Here is a 22731-nt window from a genome sequence, read left to right as displayed (position 1 = left end):
CTCATATCTGTTGGCTGGCCTGCTCGTTCTCCGCCTGGCGCTGAGCGTTTTCCGCGCGGCGGGAGGCTATTTTGACGAACGGCAGATAGATCAGCACCGCGGTCAGGATGCAGATAAGCTGCGTCACCACCGCCCCCATCGAACCCGCCGTAGAGAGCCAGGCGTTGATCAGCGGCGGGGTGGTCCACGGCACCATCACCACCGCTTTACCGGCAAAGCCGGCGGCGGTCGCGAAGTAGCCGATGCTGCCGGTCACCAGCGGCGTGATGATAAAAGGGATCGCGAGGATCGGATTGAGCATGATCGGCATGCCGAAAATCACCGGTTCGTTAATATTGAACAGACCCGGCCCAATCGACAGCTTGGCGATCTCTTTCATCTCTTTGCGTTTGGTGGCGATCATGACCGCGATCAGCAGGCCAATCGTCAGCCCCGATCCGCCGATGCTCATATAAACGTCCCAGAACGGCATGGTGATGATATTAGGCACCTCTTTGCCCTGCTCAAAGGCGCTCATATTGACGGTGATGGCTCCCAGCAGCAGCGGTTCGCGGATCGGTTTGATCATCTGGTTGCCGTGGATGCCGATAACCCAGAACAGCTGCGCGACAAACATCAGCAGCAGGATCCCCGGCAGGCTTTGCACCACCCGCTCCAGCGGCTGCTGCACCACCTGATAGACCGCGTCATACAGGTACATGCCGGTGGCCTGATGGAAAATAAAGCCAAAGGTGGCAATCACCGTGGTGGTGATAATGGCCGGGATGAGGGCGGAGAACGACGCCGATACGTTGGGCGGTACGGTATCCGGCATCTTGATCTTCAGCCCCTTGCGGCCCTCCAGCCAGCAGTAGATCTCCACCGACAGAATGGCGATAAACATACCGAGGAACAGGCTACGGGTATCGGAAAACTGGCGCAGCAGCACATCTTTCACTTCATGCATTTGCCCGTCGACCATCATTTCGACGGTGGTCGGCGTCACGCAGATAAAGCAGATCACCGCCAGCAGACCGGGGAACAGGCTCTTGATGCCGTTAATCCGCCCCAGCTCGATGCCGATAAGAAAGACCGCGCCAATATTGAGAAAGTTAAGGGTGGCGTAGTTGATCGCGCTGGTAATGGGTTTCAGCGCCGCCAGAAAAGAGAGCGCCTGAAAGCTGGCGAGTCCGTTTTTCGGATCCAGCACCATATTGGAGATCAGCACCGAAAAGGCGCCGACGATGATCACCGGCATCAGGGTAATAAAAGCGGATTTTATCGCCATGATGTAGCGGTAGCTGTTGAATTTCGTGGCGAAACTCCCCAGTGAGTCGATCAGTTTGTCCTGCAATGCCATAGAGGATACCTCAGGTTTAAGGGCTTTTAGCGCACCAGGTGTACAGCCAAACACCTATTGGCATACCAAAAAATAGCCACTGGGGAGAATAAGTTCTGTGATTAAGCTCCCAACCCGTTCATTGGCATTCCAGAAAGGCGATAATTGGCATACCGCATTTGCGATTTTCTTTTCCCTGCGATCAATTCCTGTAAAAGCGTGATCGCGATGGTTTTTTACCGCGCCATGAAGCCATATCCCCCTGAATGTCTGTGATAAACTGCGGTTCACCACGTGATATCAGGAATCGGATGAATGGCTACAATGCTGGATGTCTCAATTCGCGCAGGCGTCTCTAAAGCGACGGTTTCCCGCGTGTTGAACGGCACAGGTCAGGTGAAAGAGAGCACCCGCCAACAGGTTTTTAAGGCGATGGAAGAGCTGGGCTACCGGCCTAACTTTCTCGCCCGCTCGCTGGCGAACCGCACGAGCAACAGCATCGGTCTGGTGGTTTCCACCTTTGACGGCTTCTATTTTGGCCGCCTGCTGCAGCAGGCTTCTCGCCAGACGGAAGCCTGGGGCAAACAGCTGATCGTCACCGACGGCCACGATGCGCCGGAGCGTGAAGAAGAGGCAGTGCAGATGCTGGCCGATCGCCAGTGCGATGCCATCGTGCTCTACACGCGCCATATGAGCGAAAAGAAGATTATGTCGCTTATTGAGTCTATCGCCATGCCGCTGGTGGTGATCAACCGCGACGTTAGCCAGGCCCGGGAGCGCTGCGTGTTCTTCGAACAGCAGGACGCGGCGTTTCAGGCGGTTGAGTACCTCATTGCCCAGGGCCATCGCGATATTGCCTGTTTGACCGTGCCGATGCACACGCCGACGGGTAAAGCTCGCCTGGAAGGCTATCGCAACGCGCTGAAGAAGCACGGCATCAAGTGGGATCCGGCGAAGGTGAAATACGGCGACTCCACCATGAGCCGCGGCTATGAACTCTGCTGCGAGCTGCTGGAAGAGAAAACGCCGTTTAGCGCGCTGTTTTCCTGTAACGATGATATGGCGCTGGGCGCGTCGAAAGCGCTGCATCAGGCAGGGCTGCGGATCCCGCAGGATATTTCGCTGTTTGGTTTTGATGACGCGCCGAGCGCGAAATGGCTGGAGCCGGGGCTGTCGACGGTCTATCTGCCGATCGATAACATGATCACCACCGCTATCGATCAGGCCATCAAACTGGCCAACGGCCAGCCGATCGAGACCATACCGCCGTTTACCGGCAAGCTGGTGCTGCGCGAGTCGGTCACCACCGGGCCGTATTACGCATAATTAGCGGGCCCGATAAGCGAAGCGCCATCGGGCACCACCTTACAGCTGCTCGAGCGACAACAGCTCTTCAATGGTCTGGCGACGACGGATCAGCCGCGCTTTGCCGTTGTCGAACAGCACTTCCGGCAGCAGCGGACGGCTGTTGTAGTTAGAAGACATCGACGCGCCGTAAGCGCCGGTATCGTGCAGCACCAGATAATCCCCCGGCGCCACCGCAGGCAGCAGGCGGGTTTCCACTTTCCCCCCCTCCTGCTGGGTAAATACATCGCCCGATTCGCACAGCGGCCCGGCCACTACGGTTTCAACCTCCGCCGCGGCGCGCAGATCGCGGCCGTCCGCGGCGAGAGCGGTAATATGGTGATAGCTGCCGTACATCGCCGGGCGCATCAAATCATTAAAACCGGCGTCAATCAGCACGAAGTGGCGGCTGCCCATCTCCTTCACGCTGCGAACCTGAGAAACCAGCACGCCGGACTCCGCCACCAGGAAGCGACCCGGTTCGATCTCAAGCGCGACCGGATGGCCCAGATGTTTAGCGATCTGCTCGCGCGCCGCGTTCCACAGGCCGAAGTAGTGATCGGTATCGATCGCCTCCTCATCTTCGTGATACGGGATCGACAGTCCGCCGCCGGCGGAGATCGCCTGCAGATCCTGCCCGAATTCAACAACCTGACGCACCATCGCGCCGCAGACCTGTTCCAGGTGACCATAGTCGACCCCAGAACCGATATGCATGTGAATCCCCACCAGCTGGAGCTGATAGCGACGCATCACTTCCAGCGCCGCCGTTAAATGGCTGTGCCAGATCCCGTGCTTGCTGTTCTCGCCGCCGGTATTGGTTTTTTGGCTGTGGCCGTGGCCGAAGCCCGGGTTAACGCGCAGCCAGACGCGGTGGCCCGGAGAGACTTCGCCCAGCTGGCTCAGCATATCAATTGAGCCGGCGTTGACCGGGATCTGCAGCTCTTTAACCCGCGCCAGGGTTGCATCGTCGATCAGATCGGCGGTAAAGACGATATCTTCCGGATGCTGATGCGGATCGTACCCGGCCGCCAGCGCGCGCTCGATCTCGCCCAGCGACACCGAATCCACCTTCACGCCCTGCTCGCGCATCAGGCGCAGAATGTGGATATTGGAGCAGGCCTTCTGCGCAAAACGCACCACGTCGAACTGGCTCAATTGGGCAATCTGGCGGCGGATAATCTGCGCGTCGTAAACCCAAACCGGGCAACCGAATTCGGCGGGCAGACGCAGCAGGTTTTCTGCGCTCAGGTCGGTATCGGTAGCGTAAAGCGAGTGTGGCATAAGGAACTCCGGTGCTGTGTGTGCGTTATTTCTGTTTTTTACGATTACGCCACAGCGCGTACGCAATAAAAAATATCGTTTTATTGCCACTCTATGCAAAAATGATATGGCTTGCGCCACTTAAGGAACCCCCATGCCCGCCGTCAACCTGCGTCATATTGAAATCTTTCATGCGGTGATGACCACCGGCAATCTGACCGAGGCCGCACGCATGCTGCATACCTCGCAGCCCACCGTCAGCCGCGAGCTGGCGCGTTTTGAAAAGGTGCTGGGGTTGACGCTATTCTCCCGCACGCGCGGGCGCCTGCAGCCTACGGTTCAGGGATTACGTCTGTTTGAAGAGGTGCAGCGATCCTGGTACGGTCTGGACAGAATCGTCAGCGCCGCAGAAAGCCTGCGCGAGTTCCGCCAGGGCGAGCTGTCGATAGCCTGTCTGCCGGTCTTCTCCCAATCGCTATTGCCGCTGCTGCTGGCGCCGTTTTTAGCGCGCTACCCGGACGTCAGCCTGCAAATTGTCCCCCAGGAATCACCGCTGCTGGAGGAGTGGTTGTCGGCCCAGCGCCACGATCTGGGATTGACGGAAACCCTGCATACCCCCGCCGGAACCGAGCGTACGCCGCTGCTGACCCTGAATGAAGTGTGCGTACTGCCGCAGGGCCATCCGTTAGCGGCTAAGCCGATGCTGACGCCTGCGGATTTTCACGGCGAAAACTACATTAGCCTGTCGCGCACCGATAGCTATCGCCAGCTGCTCGATGCCCTGTTTGTCGAACATCAGGTCAAACGGCGGATGGTGGTGGAGACGCACAGCGCCGCCTCCATCTGCGCGATGGTAAGAGCCGGGGTCGGCATTTCGGTGGTTAACCCGCTCACCGCCCTCGATTATGCCGGGAACGGCGTGGTGGTACGCCGCTTTAGCGTTGAAGTGCCTTTTACCGTTAGCCTGGTGCGCCCGCTGCACCGCCCCGGCTCCGCGCTGGTCGATGCCTTCGCCCTGCATTTGCAAAACAGCATGTCGCGTATCCTGACGCCGCTCGAAGCGGTACTCACGACAGCATAAACTCCACCGCGTCCGCCGCGTGAATCGCGGCCGTATCAAACACCGGCAGCGGGCTGCTCTCTTCCGGCACCAGCAGGCCGATTTCGGTACAGCCGAAAATCACCCCTTCCGCCCCCTGCTCCGCCAGGAGCTCGATGACCTGAAGATAGTAGTCGCGTGAATGCTCGCTAAAGACGCCGAGGCACAGTTCATCAAAAATGATCTGGTTAATCCGCTCACGATCTTCAGCCTCCGGGATCAGCGTGTCGATAGCGAACTGCTGCTGCAGGCGCCCGCGATAAAAATCCTGCTCCATGGTATAGCGGGTCCCTAATAGCGCAACGCGGTTCTGCCCTTTCGCGGTAATCGCCCGTCCGGTCGCGTCGGCAATATGCAAAAACGGCACATCGCAGCGCGTTTCAATCGCCTGCGCGACTTTATGCATAGTGTTGGTACACAGGACAATCCCCTCTGCGCCCGCCTGCTGCAGGCCGGCCGCCGCCTGGGCGAGGATCTCGCCCGCGCGCTGCCAGTCGCCGCTTGACTGGCAGGCTTCAATTTCGTGGAAATCCACGCTGTGCAGCAGCAGGCTGGCGGAGTGCAGGCCGCCGAGGCGCGCTTTAATACCTTCGTTAATCAGCCGGTAGTAAGGAATCGTCGATTCCCAGCTCATGCCGCCTAACAGACCAATCGTTTTCATCATCCCTCCTTGTGTGAGGTTTTCAGTAAAACAAAGTTGTGATCGACTTTCCACTTCTCCCGACGATCGTTTCCTTTTAGAAGATTATGCGATAGATTAAATGAAACATTGTTTCATTTAATTACAGGACCAGCGGATGTTTATTTTTCATAAAGAGACCACCCTTGAAGATCTGGGCAATGGCGTCACCCGCCGCATCCTTGCGCACGATGGCAAGATGATGGCGGTTGAAGTGAACTTCGAAGCGGGCGCTATCGGGCCGATGCATAATCACCCGCACGAGCAGCTCACCTATGTGCTCTCCGGCGAGTTTGAGTTCACCATCGGTGATGAAAAGCACGTGGTCAGCGCCGGCGATACGCTCTATAAGAAGCCGGAAATTATGCACGGCTGCGTCTGCCTGAAGCCGGGCACGCTTCTTGATACCTTTACTCCCGTTCGTCAGGATTTTCTGCAAAAGTAATTTCTCCTGCCCCAGGGCATGCCGGGCGTGCCCACCATTTTCTGAACTTTTCCGCTAATAATAATTGTCATAAAGTATGTCCAGGCATAATGATTAGCAGAGCAATTAATCCCGCCTGAATAGCCTCACTGCGCCTGCCGCTCATCCTTTTTTATGACCTTTCCTCCTGCAAAATGCGCGCGCCAGCACCTTTTTGAAACATCGTTTCGACTTTGATCACATTTCCGCGATCAACCGAATGACTCCGTAATAAATAGCAATAAAATAAAATTAAAACGGCGTTTTACAAAATCAGGACGCCGGGTAAGACAAAATCAAAAAACAGATGTTCTCCAGGGACGACAAGCGCGCAAAAGCGCTCAACACACGCACCGTTAACAAGGAATGATTCACCGCTGACATACCAGGAACGCATTAACTTTCCGGCGGCACGGGCCGCGGGAAAGACAGTAACCCCGAATCCGTATTACAAACTCGTAAGCCAGGTAGGTATGTATGAATGAAAACAGAATGCTGGGATTGGCATGGATATCCCCCTATATCATAGGGTTGATAGTCTTTACCGCCTTTCCCTTTGTTTCATCTTTCTTCCTCAGTTTCACTGAGTACGATTTGATGAGTCCACCGGTGTTTAACGGCATCGAAAACTATCGCTACATGCTGACCGAAGATGGCCTCTTCTGGAAATCAATGGGCGTGACGTTTGCGTATGTCTTTTTAACCATCCCGTTAAAGCTGGCTTTCGCGCTGGGGATCGCTTTTGTCCTCAACTTTAAGCTGCGCGGCATCGGTTTTTTCCGTACCGCCTACTATATCCCGTCCATTCTCGGTAGCTCGGTGGCGATCGCCGTTCTGTGGCGCGCGCTGTTTGCTATCGACGGCCTGCTGAACAGCTTTATCGGCGTACTTGGCTTTGACCCGGTCAACTGGCTCGGCGAGCCCTCGCTGGCCCTGATGTCCGTCACCCTGCTGCGCGTCTGGCAGTTCGGTTCGGCGATGGTCATCTTCCTTGCGGCGCTGCAGAACGTTCCGCAATCACAATATGAAGCGGCGATGATCGATGGCGCGTCAAAATGGCAAATGTTTATGAAGGTCACGGTGCCGCTGATCACGCCGGTGATTTTCTTCAACTTCATCATGCAGACCACTCAGGCGTTCCAGGAGTTTACCGGCCCGTACGTCATCACCGGCGGCGGCCCAACCTACTCCACCTATCTGTTCTCGCTCTATATCTACGACACCGCCTTTAAGTACTTCGATATGGGCTACGGCGCGGCGCTGGCGTGGGTACTGTTCCTGGTGGTCGCGGTCTTTGCCGCCATTGCGTTTAAGTCTTCAAAATATTGGGTGTTCTACTCCGCCGATAAGGGAGGCAAAAATGGCTGATATCCAACAAATCTCTGAAGCAAGGGACATCGCCGAACGTGAAGTCGCGCGGACGCTGCGTCGTGAAAAAGTCAGCCGCTCAATTCGCTACGTGATACTGCTGTTCGTCGGCCTGCTGATGCTCTACCCGCTGGTATGGATGTTCTCGGCGTCGTTCAAACCAAACCACGAGATCTTCACCACCCTGAGCCTGTGGCCTGCCCACGCGACATGGGATGGCTTTATCAACGGCTGGAAAACCGGCACCGAGTACAACTTCGGCCACTACATGCTGAACACCTTCAAGTATGTGATCCCGAAGGTGCTGCTGACCATTATCTCCTCCACCATCGTGGCCTACGGCTTTGCCCGCTTCGAGATCCCGTGGAAGAAATTCTGGTTCGCCACGCTGATCACCACCATGCTCCTGCCGAGCACCGTACTGCTGATCCCGCAGTATCTGATGTTCCGTGAAATGGGCATGCTGAACAGCTATCTGCCGTTGTACCTGCCGCTGGCCTTTGCCACTCAGGGGTTCTTTGTCTTCATGCTGATTCAGTTCCTGCGCGGCGTTCCGCGCGACATGGAAGAAGCGGCGCAGATTGACGGCTGCAACTCTATTCAGGTGCTGTGGTACGTGGTGGTGCCGATTCTGAAACCGGCGATTATCTCGGTGGCGCTGTTCCAGTTCATGTGGTCCATGAACGACTTTATCGGTCCGCTGATTTACGTCTACAGCGTGGATAAATACCCCATCGCGCTGGCGCTGAAAATGTCCATCGACGTCACGGAAGGCGCTCCGTGGAACGAAATTCTGGCAATGGCGAGCATCTCCATTCTGCCGTCCATCATCGTGTTCTTCCTGGCACAACGCTACTTCGTACAGGGCGTTACCAGCAGCGGAATTAAAGGTTAAGAGGGAAATATCATGGCTGAAGTTATTTTCAACAAACTGGAAAAGGTCTACTCCAACGGCTTCAAGGCGGTACATGGTATCGATCTGAAAATCGCGGACGGCGAGTTTATGGTTATCGTTGGGCCGTCCGGCTGCGCCAAATCCACTACCCTGCGCATGCTGGCCGGTCTGGAAACCATCAGCGGCGGCGAAGTGCGGATTGGCGAAAAAATCGTGAATAACCTCGCGCCAAAAGCGCGCGGTATCGCGATGGTCTTCCAGAACTACGCGCTCTATCCGCATATGACGGTGCGCGAAAACCTTGCCTTCGGCCTGAAGCTGAGCAAGCTGCCAAAAGACCAGATTGAGGCCCAGGTTAACGAAGCGGCGAAAATCCTTGAGCTGGAAGAGCTGCTGGATCGTCTGCCGCGCCAGCTCTCCGGCGGCCAGGCACAGCGCGTGGCGGTTGGCCGCGCGATTGTGAAGAAACCGGATGTATTCCTGTTCGATGAACCGCTCTCTAACCTTGACGCCAAGCTGCGCGCCTCGATGCGCATCCGTATTTCCGACCTGCATAAGCAGCTGAAGAAATCCGGTAAACCGGCGACCACCGTGTACGTTACCCACGATCAGACCGAAGCGATGACCATGGGCGACCGCATTTGCGTGATGAAGCTGGGCCATATCATGCAGGTGGATACCCCGGACAACCTCTATCACAAGCCGAAAAACATGTTTGTGGCCGGGTTTATCGGCGCGCCGGAGATGAATATTCGTCCCAGCAAGCTGGTTGAGCAAGCGGGTCGCCTGCATCTGACCGTTGGCGACGGGCTGCTGCCGCTAAACGACAGATTGCAGAGTAAGGTCGAGACCCATAAGAACCAGCAGGTGTTCTTTGGCGTCCGCCCGGAGTTCGTCTCCATCTCCGATGAACCGTTTGCTGAAGGCTCCTGCGCCGGTGAAATGGTGCGGGTGGAAAACATGGGCCATGAATTCTTCGTCTACCTGAAGGTTGCCGATTATGAACTGACCGCCCGCGTGCCGTCCGATGAAGCGAAGCCAATGATTGAGAAAGGGCTTCATCGCACGGTGCATTTCAAGTTCGATCTCAACAAGTGTCATATCTTTGACGCCAAAACTGAACAGAACATCTCTCTGTGAACCCTGGAGTATTAAAATGAAAAAAGTGCTTTTAAGCGCCGCAATCTCCGCAACTTTGGGCCTTACCGCATTACCTTCCATGGCGAAGGATGTCGACCTGCGTATGTCATGGTGGGGCGGCAACGGCCGTCACCAGGTGACCCTGAAGGCGCTGGAAGAGTTTCATAAACAAAACCCGGATATCAACGTTAAAGCGGAATATACCGGCTGGGATGGCCACCTTTCGCGCCTGACCACGCAAATCGCCGGCGGCACCGAGCCGGACGTGATGCAAACTAACTGGAACTGGCTGCCGATCTTCTCGAAAAACGGCGAAGGCTTCTACGACCTCAACAAGATGAAGGACGTAATCGACCTGAGCCAGTTTGATGCCAAAGAGCTGCAAACCACCACGGTGGACGGCAAGCTTAACGGTATCCCCATTTCCGTCACCGCGCGCGTGTTCTACTTCAACGACGAGACCTGGAAAAAAGCCGGCGTTGAGTACCCGAAAACCTGGGACGAACTGATGGCGGCGGGTAAAACCTTTGAGAGCAAGCTGGGTAAACAGTATTACCCGGTGGTGCTGGAGCACCAGGACACCCTGGCGCTGCTCAATTCATATATGATTCAGAAGTACAACCAGCCGGCTATCGATGAAAAAACCAAAAAATTCTCCTACAGCAAAGAGCAGTGGGTCGAATTCTTCCAGATGTATAAAAAGCTTATCGACAGCCACGTCATGCCGGACACCAAGTACTATGCCTCGTTCGGTAAGAGCAATATGTATGAAATGAAGCCGTGGATTCAGGGCGAGTGGGCGGGGACCTATATGTGGAACTCCACCATTAACAAATACTCCGACAACCTGAAGCCGCCGGCGAAGCTGGAGCTGGGCAGCTATCCGATGCTGCCGGGCGCTACCGACGCGGGTCTGTTCTTTAAACCTGCGCAGATGCTCTCCATTGGTAAATCCACCAAAAATCCGGAAGCGGCGGCGAAGGTGATCAACTTCCTGCTGAACAGCAAAGAAGGCGTTGAGACGCTGGGACTTGAGCGCGGCGTGCCGCTGAGCAAAGTCGCGGTGCAATACCTGACCGAAAACGGCGCGATCAAAGAGGACGATCCGGCGGTATCAGGTCTGCGCCTGGCGCAGTCCCTACCGGCCAAACTCTCGGTGTCGCCATACTTTGATGACCCGCAGATCGTCGCCCAGTTTGGCACCTCTCTGCAGTACATCGACTACGGGCAGAAAACCGTAGAAGAGACGGCAATTGACTTCCAGCGTCAGTCTGACCGCATCCTGCGCCGCGCGATGCGCTAACAACCCGTTATCGGTCCCTACCCCGCAGCTCCGGCTGCGGGGTATTTTTTTAGCAAGGAGTGAATGAATCATGAAAGGCAAAATCATCCCGCTGAGCTTTCTGCATACGCAGGACAGCGAAACCGGTCACCAGGTGATCCGGATGACGCCACCGCATGTTATCTGCCACCGCAACTACTTCTATCAAAAATGCTTTACCCGGGACGGCAGCAAGCTGATTTTCGGCGGCGCGTTTGAAGGCCACTGGAACTACTATTTACTCGATATCGCTGGCCAACAGGCCACCCAGCTCACCGACGGGCCGGGCGATAACACCTTTGGCGGTTTCCTTTCCGCCGACGACCGGTCGCTGTGGTACGTGAAAAACAACCAGCAGCTGCGCCGCGTGGATCTGGCCTCGCTGGAGGAGCAGGTGGTGTATCAGGTGGATGACCAATGGGTGGCCTACGGGACCTGGGTCGCCAATAGCGATTGCAGCCAGATGGTGGGTATCGAAATCAAAAAAAGCGACTGGCAGCCGCTGACCGACTGGGGCAAGTTCCGCGCATTCTACTTCACCGAGCCAGAGTGCCGGCTGATTAATATCGACCTGCGCAGCGGCGAGCAGCGCGTGGTATTGCAGGAAAAACGCTGGCTCGGCCACCCGATTTACCGCCCGTTTGATGACGGCACCATCGCCTTCTGCCACGAAGGCCCGCGCGATGCTATCGATGCCCGAATGTGGCTTATCAACGCTGACGGCAGCCATATGCGCAAGGTTCGCCAGCACCGGTCGGGAGAGAGCTTTACCCACGAATTCTGGGTGCCGGATGGATCCGCGCTTTACTATGTCGCGCATCAGGAAAACGATCCGCACCGCTATCTGTATCGCGCCGACCCGGCAACGCTGGAAAATCGCCAGCTGATGGCCATTCCTCCCTGCTCACATCTGATGAGCAATCACGATGGCACCCTGGTAGTCGGCGACGGCGCGCCGCACAGCACCAGCGATATACAGCTTAACGATCCGTTTATCTGGGTGTTTGATATTGCCGCCGATAAGCAGACTGCGGTGTGCCGCCACGACTCCACCTGGAAAGTGATTGAAGGCGAGCGCCAGGCGACGCATCCGCATCCGTCATTTTCACCGGATAACCGCTGGGTGCTGTTTACCTCCGATAAAGAGGGTATGCCGGCGCTGTATCTGGCGGAGGTGTAGTGATTCGGCAACGTCCCGGCTCGCGCGGTGCTTAGCCGGGCTACATGTTCACAGCCGTCTGCGATCCAGTAGCCCGGGTAAGGCGTTTACGCCGCGACCCGGGAAGACCGTCAGAAGAAATATTTAAACCGCACCCGCGCGCCGTAGCGTTCATCGGTATTGCCGCTTTTCGCTGCCGATGAATCGAGCCATGACGCATAGGCTCCGAGATAAATATTAAAGTTCGGCATATCCATAATATTCGGCAGATGCCATGAGGTATGAATGGTGTGAATGTCGTAGCGCCCCGGAGCCAGAATCGCGCAGTCGCTATCGCACTCCGCGTTGACGCCGGACATATTAAACTGGTCGATTTTGTTATGCGCATAGATATAGCCCAGCTCCACGCGATGCCATAACGCATTGATACCGGCGCTGAAATCCTTTTCGTCCGCCGCGTCCAGATACGCGGTGCTTAAGTTCACCACCGCCCCGTCCTCGGCATCGGTTTTCAGCGTGTTCCAGCTCATCGTCATGCCGTAGCCGGTGCGGCTGGACTGATCGACCCAACGTCCATTCTGATTCTCATAACCGTAAGCATTATTAACGAGGTTACTCTCCATCGCCGCCGCCACCGACCAGGCGCCGGATTGCCAGGCCGCGACCGGACGCACGTAAACCACATTTTTACGGTTATCCAGCGCGTTGCCGTGATAATTCTGGTCCACGAACAGCGAGCTGCCGTCCTCCACCAGCGTATTCACCTCAAAATACCAGTTATCGAGATTTTTACTCAGCAGGAAGTTGCCGCCGCTGCTGCTGCGTCCGCGCCCCTCTTTCATCATATAAATATAGCCGTAGCCGTCGCTATACAGATCGTTCGCCGTGTTGCCGGAATATTCAACAAACGTATCCTGATTAAGCGGGAACATATCGTAGGCTTCGAAGCGACCGATTTTAATTTTCCAGTCGTCCTGCTGACCGAAGAAAAAGGCTGCATCATCAAGATTCATTTTACCGTTCATATCCGCCAGCGGCTGCACGCTGAATCCGGCATATTTACCGTTAGCCCCTTTGCGTAATCCATCAAAGCCCAGAAGAATACGGCCGTTAATATCCCAGCGCTCTTTATCTCCCGGCGCCCAGTTTTTATTGGCGCTGGTTTTCACCGACGTCAGGCTACCGGTGCGGCTGGCGCCGTCCATATTAAACTCAACGTCGCCATAGAATTTTAATTCACCATAATCATTAAGTTGTAAAGCGGGTTTAGCCGGTGCGGCGCTGGCCACCGTCGTCGCTTGTGCCTCCTGTTTTTTTAGCGCGCGGATTTCCGCCTCCGCGCTGGCCGCCCGCTGCTCTGTCGCCTTTAGCCGTTGTTCCATTTGCGCCAGCCGCTCCTCAAGGGATAACGGCGCCTGAGCATTAGCCAGAGGGGTAAATAAAGACGTCAGAACACACCCGACCCAGATTTTATTCATCGGAATAACCCTTTATTATTTAGTTAAATAGTATTTTTTATTTATGGGTAAAGCTCGACGACAGTGACAATAATAACCCGCCCATCGTCGAAGACGGGTTATTAACAACTATTCAGTAAAACTTATTCCAGCTGCCAGGCGCCGGCTTCGGTTAAATAAGCCGAACCGCTCCAGGCAAATAAAGCCAATTCGCGACGATCGGCATCCGGATATATACGACTGCTAAGACAGGCCTCGCCATCATTAACAAACACTTCGACGGAAGAGCTATCGAAGAATATCCTTAGCTGCAGATCGGCGCTTTCGTTCAACGGGACGCTGCGGGTGCCGCACAGGCCATACTGCGGATAGTGCCGCTCGAGCACCAGGCGCTGCATCTGCGCATCCACGTAAACGCGCAGACCTTCGCCGAAGCTGAGGCCATACTGCTCGGCGCTGCTGTTCAGGCCATCCCAGTGCAGGATCACCTCCATCGCTTCGCAGTTCTCCACCATCGTGGTCTGCTGGTTTTTCAGGGTCGTCACCGGCCACGGGAAGCTGGCGCCGCGCATGCTCTCGACCTCTTTCGCCGGACGCATCTGCAGTCGATTATCCGCGCTCAGGCTCAGTTCACGCGGCAGCGACAGCATGCCTGCCCAGCCGTCCTGCTGCTCCGGCAGCGGCGACTCCCACATATCCAGCCAGCCGATGACAATGCGGCGGCCGTCGGGAGTGAGGAAGCTTTGCGGGGCATAAAAGTCGTGGCCGTGATCCATTTCCACAAACTCGCCCTCACGCACAAACGCCTGCCCCGGCCGCCATTCACCGAGCAGATAGCCGCTCTGGAACAGGTTGCGGTTTTGATAGCCTTTAGCCGCCAGCCCCTGCGGAGAGAACATCAGAATATGCTTGCCGTTGAGGGCGAAGAAATCCGGGCATTCCCACATGTAGCCCATCTCTTTTTCCGCCTCATCGAGGACGCCAGCATCCTGCCACTGGCGCAGATCGGCTGAACGATACAGCCGCACCTGGCCGGTGTCGCCATCGCGAGCGCCGACGATCATGTACCAGCTGTCCCCTTCTCGCCACACTTTCGGGTCGCGGAAATGGTGCATGCCCGGCGGGGTGTCGACCACGATCCCCTGGCGCTCGAAGTGAATGCCGTCGCGGCTGGTGGCCAGACATTGCACCTGATACAGGTTGGCTTCATCGCTGGGATCGCCATGAAATTTATGCCCGGTATAAATCAATGCCAGCGTATCGCCATCCACCACCGCGGAGCCGGAGAAGCAGCCGTCTTTATCCTCCGGGCCTTCCGGGGCCAGCGCCACCGGCAGATGCTCCCAGTGCACCAGATCTTTACTGCGCGCGTGGCCCCAGTGCATCGGCCCCCATTTGGTGGAGTACGGATGGTGCTGGTAAAACGCGTGGTACCAGCCGTCAAACCAGACCAGGCCATTGGGATCGTTGATCCAGCCCGCACGGGCGGCCAGGTGATAGCGCGGATACCAGCGCAGGTTCAGCTGTTCATGTTTAGCCTGCAGTTCTTGCTCAGCCCGGGAAATTGAATACGTCATATTCATTACTCTTTTGGTTCAGATAGCGGAAGTTTGCGGCATTAGCGGGTCCGAAGAGGACTTACTGGAGCGCAACAAGAAGATGGAGATAAAGGTGGTGCAGAACACCAGCAGTCCCATAATCAGATAGGACTGGGCGAAGCCGTATTTCTCATAGCTATAGCCAGCGAGCGGCGACAGAACCGTCGCGATAACCGAGCTGGTGCAGGCAAAGCCGACCAGATACAGCGTGGATGAAAGACGCTTGTCGAAGTTTAAGCTGTTGTATTTAAAGATAGATACCAGCAGTACCGGCAGCTCGACGGCGTGGAGCAGCTTGGTGATGGAGATCAGCAGCGGCCCCTCCACCAGCCCAGAAGCCACCATACGCATGGCCATCACCATTCCGGCGAAGATCAGGCCGTTTTTCGCGCCGACGCGGTTAACCAGCCACGGTGCGCAGAACATACCGGCGGCTTCCAGGAACACCTGGAACGAGTTCAGGTAGCCGTACATCGCGTTGCCTTCCTGCAGGGTCGGGAACTGGGAAGAGAAGTAGACCGGGAACTGCTGGTCATAAACGCCGTAGATGCAGGTGCCGATGACGAAGAAGACCAGCGCCCAAAAGCGCGGCAGGGTCAGCAGACGCAGGGCGTCTTCCAGCGTGACTTTACCGCCGGATACCGCCTCCTGCATGGCATGCGGCGCGGAAGAGACCCGCAGTCGCGCCAGTAGGAAAAAAAAGACCAGTCCGGAGCAGCTGGCCACCGCGAAGTTTAAGTGCGGGTTAATGTTGAACAACAAACCGGCGAAGAAGGTCGCCACCGCCCAGCCCAGCGAGCCCCACATCCGCGCCTTGCCGAATTCAAACTGGCTCTGGCGCGCGACGCGCTCGGTGTAGGATTCCAGCACGCCGATACCGCCGTTAAAGGTCAGTCCGATATAAATCCCGCCGAAGATGCTGCCGAGTAAGACGTTAATTTTGAGGAGGTAGCCAAACGCCATATAGGCCGGGCCGGAGAGGATCAGCAGTACGGTGATGTACCAGAGCAAATTTTTACGCAGGCCGAGTTTGTCCTGAATAAAGCCGTAGCACACCTGGGCGAAAAGCGCGGAGACGGAAAGCACTGAGAAGATAATTCCCGTATCCCCCGGCTTAAGTCCCACTTCCTGATGTAGCCAGATAGAGAGCAGCGAACCTGAAGAGGACCAGGTCACGAAAAAGAAAAAGAGTAACGCACTGAGTAACGGATAGCTGTGAGAGTGATGCGCTTTCATCATGACATTCTCATGTTGGAGTAATGCTATTATGGTAACGTTAACAAAAAGCGAAACTCACTTCGTTTTGTTGCGATTCATGATGTTAATCACAAAAGTTAACGTTAACATAAAGGAGATGAGATCTCGATCAAATATTCATCTTCTTCGCTCGCGCTACGTGTACGATAGAATATTGTATGATCCTTTTACATCAGTAACTTAGTTGACCCCGCTGCTGGCGGCAAGGGTGGAGCACTTAATATGGCATCTCTGAAGGATGTAGCAAAGCTGGCGAATGTCTCGCTAATGACGGTCTCCCGGGCGCTTAATAGCCCGGAAAGGCTCAAGCCGGAGACCCTGGCTCGGGTCCAGGCGGCTATCGAAGAGACCAACTACGTCCCCGACCTGTCGGCGAAGAAAATCCGCGGCGCTCACGCGACGCCAAACACCATCGGTGTACTGGCGCTGGATACCGTCACCACGCCGTTTTCGGTGGAGATTACGCTCTCCATCGAAGAGACCGCGCGAGCGCACGGCTGGAACAGCTTCGTGGTCAACATGTTCTCTGACGATAGCCCGGACGCTATCGTCGACCTGCTGCTCTCCCATCGTCCGGACGGCATTATCTACACCACGATGGGTCTGCGTCAGGTACCGCTACCGGCCAAGCTGTTAACCCTCCCCTGCGTGCTGGCCAACTGCGAAAGCCTGCACGACCCGGTGGCCAGCTATATCCCGGACGACGAACAGGGTCAGTATACGGCGGTGCAGGCTCTGCTGGCCGCGGGCTATCGCCGGCCGCTGTGCCTGCATCTGCCGGCGAATCATCTGGCGACCGTCCGCCGCCGTCAGGGGCTGGAACGCGCCTGCCGGGAAGCGGGTATTGACCCGGATACGCTCGCTCACTGCTATATGGCCTACGGCGATGAGCACTATCGCGATATTCCCGCTGTCGTGCTGGCCCATATTCAACAGCGCAAGCCGCAGTTCGACTCGGTGATTTGCGGCAACGACCGCATCGCGTTTATGGTCTATCAGACGCTGCTGGCGCGCGGGCTGCGTATTCCGCAGGATGTGGCGGTGGTGGGTTATGACAATATGGTGGGGATTGGCGATCTGTTTTTCCCGTCGCTCTCAACGGTGCAGCTACCGCACTATGATATCGGGCGCCTGAGCGCCCAGCACATTATTAACGGCGACAGCCATCGGGAGACGGTGAAAGTAACCAGCCCGTGGCTGCCGCGCGAGTCTTTGTAATTAATTGCCGATATTGCGCAGCTTCTCGCCGGACATCAGCCTGCGTTCAATATGCTCCAGGGTGACGTTTTTGGTTTCCGGGATCAGCCAGAACGTCACGCCGATAAAGGCGACGTTCAGCGCGGTGTAAAGCCAGAAGGTTCCTGCCGCGCCGATCGCGTCCAGCAGCGTCAGGAAGGTCGCGCCGATAATCATGTTCGACACCCAGTTGGTGGTGGTTGAGCAGGTGATGCCGAAATCGCGGCACTTCAGCGGCTGAATTTCCGAACACAGGATCCACACCACCGGCGCGGCGCTCATCGCATAGCCGGCAATACACATCATGGTCATCCCCACCGACAGCCAGGAGAGACCGCTGGAGGCGGTGCCGTTATCAAACTGCATCAGACAGTAGCCCAGCACCAGCGTGCCGATGGCCATCACGCTAAAACCGATTTTCAGCGCCGGCTTACGTCCGGCCTTATCGACGGTAAAGACGGCGATAAAGGTAGCGAACATAAAGGTCAGGCCAACCACCAGGGTCGCGACCATCTGCTGTTCGGTGGTGGTGAAGCCCGCCATTTTAAAGATGCGCGGCGCGTAGTACATGATGATATTCATACCGGTAAACTGCTGCATCGCCTGCAACAGCATGCCGAGGAATACCGCCCGCCGCACGTTGCGGTTGACCTTAAACAGCGCCCAGCCGCCCTGCTTCAGCTTCAGGCTTTCGCGGATCTCGTTGAGCTCGTCACGGGCTTTTTCTGACGTGTCGCGCAGCATCTGCAGCACCTCTTCCGCTTCCACGTGACGCCCTTTTTCCGCCAGCCAGCGCGGGCTGTTCGGCAGGAAGATCACCAGAATAATCAGCACCACCGCCGGCAGCGCCAGTACGCCAAGCATCGCCCGCCAGTTGCCGCTATAGCTGAACGCGGTGTCGGAGAGAAACGCCATCACGATACCCAGCGTCACCATCAGCTGATACATGCTGATCATCTTGCCGCGCACGTTTTCGCTCGCCATTTCCGACAGGTACAGCGGCGCGGTATAAGAGGCGATCCCCACGGCGACCCCGAGAACGATCCTTGCCACCAGCAGCATTTCGACGCTGGTCGCAAACGCGGAGCCCACGGAACCGGCAACGAACAGCACCGCCCCCACCATCAGGCTGTATTTGCGCCCGAGGCGGAAAGAGAGCCAGCCGTTAAATAACGCGCCGATGGCGGCTCCCAGCATCATGCTGCTCACCACCCACTCCTGCAGGCGGCTGGATAAAACAAAATGATCGGTAATAAAGGGCAGCGCCCCGGCAATCACCCCGATATCGAGGCCAAACAGCAACCCTGCCACCGCGGCGGCAATGGAGACAAACTGATTCATACGCCGGGTATCGCGCTGCGTACGCGGCATGGTTGTAGAGTCGTGACTGAGAGTGGTCATTTTTTTCCTGCCAGACGAAGTAAGACATACGATGAAACTACGGGATCGGCGGCGTAAGGTGTCAGGCAGGACACGCCAAAGATATGGATTAAGTTGCTACAGGCAATGGTTTTGTGATGGACATTCAACTTTCATAAGAGCAGAAAATAAGCATTTCATCTTCAACAACCCCTGTTACATATAGATACTTACCTCAAAAACAAATAAACCATATGGACTATTTCAGTTTCATCATATGGACAATTGTTATTTAGACATAAAAAAACCCTGCCGAAGCAGGGTTCCATTTTGCGCTGATAACGCGGCAAATATCAGCGCGCCAGCCAGCCGCCATCCACCGCGACGGTGTAGCCATTGATGTAGTCAGAAGCGCTGGAGGCCAGGAAGACCACCGGCCCCATCAGGTCGCTCGGCAGACCCCAGCGTCCCGCCGGGATACGGTCGAGGATCTCGCTGCTGCGCTGTTCGTCGGCGCGCAGCTGCTGGGTATTGTTGGTCGCCATATAGCCCGGCGCCAGCGCGTTGACGTTGATGCCGTGCTTCGCCCACTCGTTCGCCAGCAGACGAGTCACGCCCATCACCGCGCTTTTTGACGCCGTGTAGGAAGGTACGCGGATCCCGCCCTGGAAAGAGAGCATCGAGGCAATATTGATAATCTTGCCGCCGGTCCCCTGGGCAATAAAGTGCTTCGCCGCCGCCTGAGACATAAAGAACACGCTCTTAATGTTCAGGTTCATCACGTCGTCCCAGTTTTTCTCGCTGAATTCGATCGCGTCTTCGCGACGGATCAGGCCGGCGTTGTTAACCAGGATGTCGATATGGCCGAACTCCGCCACCGCGCGCTCCAGCAGCTGCGGGATACCGTCAATCTGGCGCAGATCGGCGGTCAGGCTGAGAAAACGACGGCCCAGCGCCGTGACGCGCTCAATGGTTTCCGTCGGTTCAACAATATTGATACCCACGATATCGCAACCGGCTTCCGCCAGGCCCACCGCCATGCCCTGGCCCAGACCCGTATCACAACCGCTCACCACGGCTACTTTGCCCTGCAGGGAGAATGCGTCGAGAATCATACTTGGTTCCTTAATCTTTCAGAGCCTGTGTAGGTACAGGCAAGGTTCTGATAGTCCAGCCTGCGGCTTGTGCAGACCCTTATGGTTTGAAGAACTCGCAGGGATTGCCCCTTCTAAAAATAAAACAGAGTTCCGTTTTACAGTGAGCACATCTTAGCCCCGGCTAAAGTCATTTTCAATTATTATTAAAACATCGTTTCAATTTTAAGACTGTTAAATGTTAAAAATGCAAAACAGATCACGAAGCGGTGATTGATAAACCGTGAAACTCCTATTTAATTCAATAAAATACAATGAGTTATTCAAACTTTAAAAAAAGACGGCGGATCGAAAAAAAACGGCAGGAAAACAAAGAGAGCGGGGATGCCGGCCGTACTGTCAGCAAAAAAAGGCGATCTATAGCAAGAAGTTGTTGCGAATTGCGTCCGTCATCACAAATAATGAAACGATGTTTTGATAAATTAACACCCATCTTTTAAATCTACTTCCACTGGCCGGTCAACGCAGGCGGGCGACATCTCAGGAAGGAAAAGGAGTACATCATGGCTAAAGGCATGCGGGTTAAACTGAATTATGACGTCAGCCGCGATCCGGACACCGGCGCGGAGATCACCCGCTTAACCCCACCGGAAGTAACCTGTCATCGTAACTATTTCTATCAGAAGTGTTTTTTTAACGATGGCAGCCACCTGCTGTTTGCCGGCGAATTCGACGGCAACTGGAACTACTATCTGCTGGACCTCGCAAAGGCCGAGGCGGTGCAGCTAACGGAAGGCGCCGGTGATAACACGTTTGGTGGTTTCCTTTCTCCGGATGATAAATCCCTTTATTACGTGAAGAACGACCGTACGCTGCTGGAGGTTAACCTCACCACGCTGCAAGAGCGTGAAGTGTATCGCGTCGCCGATGACTGGGTGGGCTACGGTACCTGGGTGGCCAACAGCGATTGCACCAAACTGGTTGGCATCGAGATTGCCAAAAGCGACTGGACGCCGCTCAACGACTGGCAGATTTTCCATGATTTCTTCCACAAAGGCCCCCACTGCCGCCTGCTGCGCGTCGACCTGCAAACCGGCGAAAGCAGCGTGATCCACGAAGAGAGGAAATGGCTGGGCCATCCGATTTATCGTCCGTTCGATGACCATACCGTCGCCTTCTGCCATGAAGGGCCGCATGACCTGGTCGATGCGCGGATGTGGATGGTAAATGAAGACGGTAGCAACGTGCGTAAAGTCAAAGCGCATGCGGAAGGCGAAAGCTGCACCCACGAATTCTGGGTACCGAACGGCTCCGCGCTGGTGTACGTCTCTTATCTGAAGGGCCAGCAGGGCCGGACGATCTACAGCTTCAACCCGGATACCGGCGTTAATGAAGCGGTGATGCAGATGCCGGCCTGTTCGCATCTGATGAGTAACTTTGACGGCACGATGCTGGTTGGCGATGGTTCCGGTACCCCGGTGGACGTCAAAGACACCAGCGGCTACACCATTGATAACGACCCGTATCTGTACGCTTTCGATGTCGCGAAGCAGGCCTATTTCCGCGTTGCGCGTCACGATACCTCCTGGGCAACCGTGGCCAATAGTCGCCAGGTTACCCACCCGCACCCGTCCTTTACGCCGGACGATAGCGCCATTTTGTTCAGCTCCGATAAAGACGGCAAACCTGCCGTGTATATCGCGAAGCTGCCGCCCCAGCCTGAGATGCTGAAGGCATAGCGTTAGCCACTGTTTGAGTTAGTGTTTCTGTAACTGGCCTTGCCCTCCTTTCGGAGGGCTTTTTTATGCCCGGCGTTTTCCCCGGATCGCGCTGCGCTTATCCGGGCTACATTCCGTGCCGATGGGGCGCATTGCGCCGCTCCGGGAAGAGGGATTCATACCAACGGAAAACCCCGGCTGACCGCTCCGGGGTAAACGATGAGGACATTTTTTAAGTTAGAACGAGTAGGCAACACCTACGCGGAAACGGGTCTGGCGGTCGCTGCGATCGTTGACGCCAACGTTGCCGAGCTCGCCGTACGGCGCCCAGTTTTTATCCAGCTTGTAGGCAACCTTGAGATTGTACTCCTGCGAGTACGGTTTGTTGTCGTTGCGCTTAACCCCTTCGGTACTGCGCGCATAAACGTAGTTCAGCTCCGTACGCCAGTCGCCGAAGACGTAACCGGCCCACGCATCGCCGCGGTTAACTTTGTCATCCTCTTTCCCTGCATTCGCCGGGTAGCGGGTATAGTCGTAACGATAGCGGGCTGCGACGTAGAAGCCATTATCGAAGCTGTACTGCACGCGCAGGTTTGGCTTGTAGATCGAGCGGCTATCGTTACTTTCAATATTGAACCCCGGCGTGACCGAGAAGTTTTTATTCGCCTTCCACTGCCAGGTAATGCTCTCTTCATGACCATTACCGACGAAATCTGAATAAGGCTGGCTGGTGTTATCGCCGCCCGACTTCCACTTCGCCTCAACGGAGAAGCCAAAGCCGTTAGCGAAACGATGGGAGACGGAGACGCGGTCGGCGTTGCTCTTATCCGATTTGCCGCCGTCAATGAATTCGTGACGTAAATCTACCGTGACGGCTGAAGCCGCGAAAGACATGCCACAGAGTGCAGCAAGGGCCAGAGATCTTGCGAACATAAATTACCCCTCATAATTAAAATATCGTTT

At 55.9% G+C, this 22731-nt stretch carries 19 protein-coding genes; 10 read left to right on the top strand and 9 right to left on the bottom strand.

Annotated features, from left to right (window positions below; translation table 11 throughout):
- Position 1 precedes the first annotated feature (1 nt).
- Positions 2–1339, bottom strand: a complete 1338-nt coding sequence (locus tag ABLU96_RS06580) for a PTS transporter subunit EIIC (RefSeq protein WP_014226668.1) — start codon at positions 1337–1339, stop codon at positions 2–4.
- A 303-nt stretch (positions 1340–1642) separates the two neighbouring features.
- Here ABLU96_RS06580 and ABLU96_RS06575 point away from each other — a divergent pair, with 303 nt between their 5' ends.
- Positions 1643–2644, top strand: a complete 1002-nt coding sequence (locus tag ABLU96_RS06575; protein ID WP_162140818.1) for a LacI family DNA-binding transcriptional regulator — start codon at positions 1643–1645, stop codon at positions 2642–2644.
- Between the two features lie 39 nt (positions 2645–2683).
- Here the strand turns inward: ABLU96_RS06575 and lysA are convergent, their stop codons facing one another.
- The gene (lysA, locus tag ABLU96_RS06570; protein ID WP_025107409.1) at positions 2684–3946 is read right to left on the bottom strand and encodes a diaminopimelate decarboxylase; all 1263 of its coding nucleotides are present in this window, start codon (positions 3944–3946) and stop codon (positions 2684–2686) included.
- Positions 3947–4079: 133 nt separating this feature from the next.
- Between lysA and ABLU96_RS06565 the strand changes: the two genes are divergently transcribed.
- A complete protein-coding gene (locus tag ABLU96_RS06565; protein WP_025107408.1) occupies positions 4080–5006 on the top strand; it encodes a LysR family transcriptional regulator in 927 nt (308 codons plus the stop codon).
- On the opposite strand, the gene ABLU96_RS06560 is transcribed toward ABLU96_RS06565, so the two are convergent.
- A complete protein-coding gene (locus ABLU96_RS06560; RefSeq protein WP_025107407.1) occupies positions 4993–5685 on the bottom strand; it encodes an aspartate/glutamate racemase in 693 nt (230 codons plus the stop codon). The genes ABLU96_RS06565 and ABLU96_RS06560 overlap by 14 nt on opposite strands.
- Positions 5686–5821: 136 nt before the next feature.
- On the opposite strand from ABLU96_RS06560, the gene ABLU96_RS06555 reads away from it, so the two are divergent.
- The 6 genes from ABLU96_RS06555 to ABLU96_RS06530 all read left to right on the top strand — a co-directional run bounded on the left by ABLU96_RS06555 (position 5822) and on the right by ABLU96_RS06530 (position 12070).
- Positions 5822–6148 carry a cupin domain-containing protein gene (locus ABLU96_RS06555; RefSeq protein ID WP_004853896.1) on the top strand — a complete coding sequence of 109 codons (327 nt, stop codon included), beginning with the start codon at positions 5822–5824 and terminating at the stop codon, positions 6146–6148.
- Positions 6149–6643: 495 nt separating this feature from the next.
- A complete protein-coding gene (locus tag ABLU96_RS06550; RefSeq protein ID WP_014226679.1) occupies positions 6644–7534 on the top strand; it encodes a sugar ABC transporter permease in 891 nt (296 codons plus the stop codon).
- On the top strand, positions 7527–8429 hold the full coding sequence (locus tag ABLU96_RS06545; protein WP_014226680.1) for a carbohydrate ABC transporter permease: 903 nt from the start codon (positions 7527–7529) through the stop codon (positions 8427–8429). Before ABLU96_RS06550 ends, ABLU96_RS06545 begins: the two co-directional genes overlap by 8 nt.
- Before the next feature lie 12 nt (positions 8430–8441).
- A complete protein-coding gene (locus ABLU96_RS06540) occupies positions 8442–9569 on the top strand; it encodes an ABC transporter ATP-binding protein (RefSeq protein ID WP_014226681.1) in 1128 nt (375 codons plus the stop codon).
- Positions 9570–9585: 16 nt separating this feature from the next.
- The gene (locus ABLU96_RS06535; RefSeq protein ID WP_004105307.1) at positions 9586–10872 is read left to right on the top strand and encodes an ABC transporter substrate-binding protein; all 1287 of its coding nucleotides are present in this window, start codon (positions 9586–9588) and stop codon (positions 10870–10872) included.
- 70 nt (positions 10873–10942) lie between these two features.
- Positions 10943–12070: an oligogalacturonate lyase family protein gene (locus ABLU96_RS06530; RefSeq protein ID WP_077267776.1), complete on the top strand. Its 1128-nt coding sequence runs from the start codon at positions 10943–10945 to the stop codon at positions 12068–12070.
- Between the two features lie 110 nt (positions 12071–12180).
- Here the strand turns inward: ABLU96_RS06530 and ABLU96_RS06525 are convergent, their stop codons facing one another.
- The 3 genes from ABLU96_RS06525 to ABLU96_RS06515 all read right to left on the bottom strand — a co-directional run bounded on the left by ABLU96_RS06525 (position 12181) and on the right by ABLU96_RS06515 (position 16343).
- Positions 12181–13527, bottom strand: a complete 1347-nt coding sequence (locus ABLU96_RS06525; protein WP_049078707.1) for a carbohydrate porin — start codon at positions 13525–13527, stop codon at positions 12181–12183.
- Between the two features lie 122 nt (positions 13528–13649).
- The gene (locus ABLU96_RS06520; protein ID WP_049078706.1) at positions 13650–15083 is read right to left on the bottom strand and encodes a glycoside hydrolase family 32 protein; all 1434 of its coding nucleotides are present in this window, start codon (positions 15081–15083) and stop codon (positions 13650–13652) included.
- A gap of 18 nt (positions 15084–15101) precedes the next feature.
- Positions 15102–16343 (bottom strand): MFS transporter, encoded by a 1242-nt coding sequence (locus ABLU96_RS06515; protein WP_014226685.1) that lies wholly within the window; start codon positions 16341–16343, stop codon positions 15102–15104.
- 240 nt (positions 16344–16583) lie between these two features.
- Here ABLU96_RS06515 and ABLU96_RS06510 point away from each other — a divergent pair, with 240 nt between their 5' ends.
- Positions 16584–17579, top strand: coding sequence for a LacI family DNA-binding transcriptional regulator (locus ABLU96_RS06510; RefSeq protein ID WP_049083394.1), 996 nt, complete (start codon positions 16584–16586; stop codon positions 17577–17579).
- Here the strand turns inward: ABLU96_RS06510 and ABLU96_RS06505 are convergent, their stop codons facing one another.
- Both ABLU96_RS06505 and kduD read right to left on the bottom strand, forming a co-directional pair.
- A complete protein-coding gene (locus ABLU96_RS06505) occupies positions 17580–18998 on the bottom strand; it encodes a sugar porter family MFS transporter (protein ID WP_064404184.1) in 1419 nt (472 codons plus the stop codon).
- A gap of 311 nt (positions 18999–19309) precedes the next feature.
- Positions 19310–20071: a 2-dehydro-3-deoxy-D-gluconate 5-dehydrogenase KduD gene (gene kduD / locus ABLU96_RS06500; protein WP_004124661.1), complete on the bottom strand. Its 762-nt coding sequence runs from the start codon at positions 20069–20071 to the stop codon at positions 19310–19312.
- A 542-nt stretch (positions 20072–20613) separates the two neighbouring features.
- On the opposite strand from kduD, the gene ABLU96_RS06495 reads away from it, so the two are divergent.
- Positions 20614–21789: an oligogalacturonate lyase family protein gene (locus ABLU96_RS06495; RefSeq protein WP_014226688.1), complete on the top strand. Its 1176-nt coding sequence runs from the start codon at positions 20614–20616 to the stop codon at positions 21787–21789.
- Between the two features lie 216 nt (positions 21790–22005).
- Here the strand turns inward: ABLU96_RS06495 and ABLU96_RS06490 are convergent, their stop codons facing one another.
- Positions 22006–22701 (bottom strand): porin, encoded by a 696-nt coding sequence (locus ABLU96_RS06490; RefSeq protein WP_032694720.1) that lies wholly within the window; start codon positions 22699–22701, stop codon positions 22006–22008.
- Positions 22702–22731: the final 30 nt, after the last annotated feature.

Source organism: Klebsiella sp. CN_Kp106 (assembly GCF_040064575.1).
Lineage (GTDB): Bacteria > Pseudomonadota > Gammaproteobacteria > Enterobacterales > Enterobacteriaceae > Klebsiella > Klebsiella michiganensis.
The sequence above is the reverse complement of the archived record's forward strand: the minus strand, read 5'-3'. Positions and strand labels throughout refer to the sequence as shown.

Bases quoted from the DNA above. Each gene is read 5' to 3' on its own strand.
- ABLU96_RS06550 (WP_014226679.1), top strand. From the start codon at position 6,644: ATGAATGAAAACAGAATGCTGGGATTGGCATGGATATCCCCCTATATC.
- ABLU96_RS06490 (WP_032694720.1), bottom strand. From the start codon at position 22,701: ATGTTCGCAAGATCTCTGGCCCTTGCTGCACTCTGTGGCATGTCTTTC.
- ABLU96_RS06520 (WP_049078706.1), bottom strand. From the start codon at position 15,083: ATGACGTATTCAATTTCCCGGGCTGAGCAAGAACTGCAGGCTAAACAT.
- ABLU96_RS06580 (WP_014226668.1), bottom strand. From the start codon at position 1,339: ATGGCATTGCAGGACAAACTGATCGACTCACTGGGGAGTTTCGCCACG.
- ABLU96_RS06510 (WP_049083394.1), top strand. From the start codon at position 16,584: ATGGCATCTCTGAAGGATGTAGCAAAGCTGGCGAATGTCTCGCTAATG.
- ABLU96_RS06560 (WP_025107407.1), bottom strand. From the start codon at position 5,685: ATGAAAACGATTGGTCTGTTAGGCGGCATGAGCTGGGAATCGACGATT.
- ABLU96_RS06545 (WP_014226680.1), top strand. From the start codon at position 7,527: ATGGCTGATATCCAACAAATCTCTGAAGCAAGGGACATCGCCGAACGT.
- ABLU96_RS06505 (WP_064404184.1), bottom strand. From the start codon at position 18,998: ATGACCACTCTCAGTCACGACTCTACAACCATGCCGCGTACGCAGCGC.
- kduD (WP_004124661.1), bottom strand. From the start codon at position 20,071: ATGATTCTCGACGCATTCTCCCTGCAGGGCAAAGTAGCCGTGGTGAGC.
- ABLU96_RS06565 (WP_025107408.1), top strand. From the start codon at position 4,080: ATGCCCGCCGTCAACCTGCGTCATATTGAAATCTTTCATGCGGTGATG.
- ABLU96_RS06575 (WP_162140818.1), top strand. From the start codon at position 1,643: ATGCTGGATGTCTCAATTCGCGCAGGCGTCTCTAAAGCGACGGTTTCC.
- ABLU96_RS06535 (WP_004105307.1), top strand. From the start codon at position 9,586: ATGAAAAAAGTGCTTTTAAGCGCCGCAATCTCCGCAACTTTGGGCCTT.
- lysA (WP_025107409.1), bottom strand. From the start codon at position 3,946: ATGCCACACTCGCTTTACGCTACCGATACCGACCTGAGCGCAGAAAAC.
- ABLU96_RS06540 (WP_014226681.1), top strand. From the start codon at position 8,442: ATGGCTGAAGTTATTTTCAACAAACTGGAAAAGGTCTACTCCAACGGC.
- ABLU96_RS06555 (WP_004853896.1), top strand. From the start codon at position 5,822: ATGTTTATTTTTCATAAAGAGACCACCCTTGAAGATCTGGGCAATGGC.
- ABLU96_RS06525 (WP_049078707.1), bottom strand. From the start codon at position 13,527: ATGAATAAAATCTGGGTCGGGTGTGTTCTGACGTCTTTATTTACCCCT.
- ABLU96_RS06515 (WP_014226685.1), bottom strand. From the start codon at position 16,343: ATGATGAAAGCGCATCACTCTCACAGCTATCCGTTACTCAGTGCGTTA.
- ABLU96_RS06495 (WP_014226688.1), top strand. From the start codon at position 20,614: ATGGCTAAAGGCATGCGGGTTAAACTGAATTATGACGTCAGCCGCGAT.
- ABLU96_RS06530 (WP_077267776.1), top strand. From the start codon at position 10,943: ATGAAAGGCAAAATCATCCCGCTGAGCTTTCTGCATACGCAGGACAGC.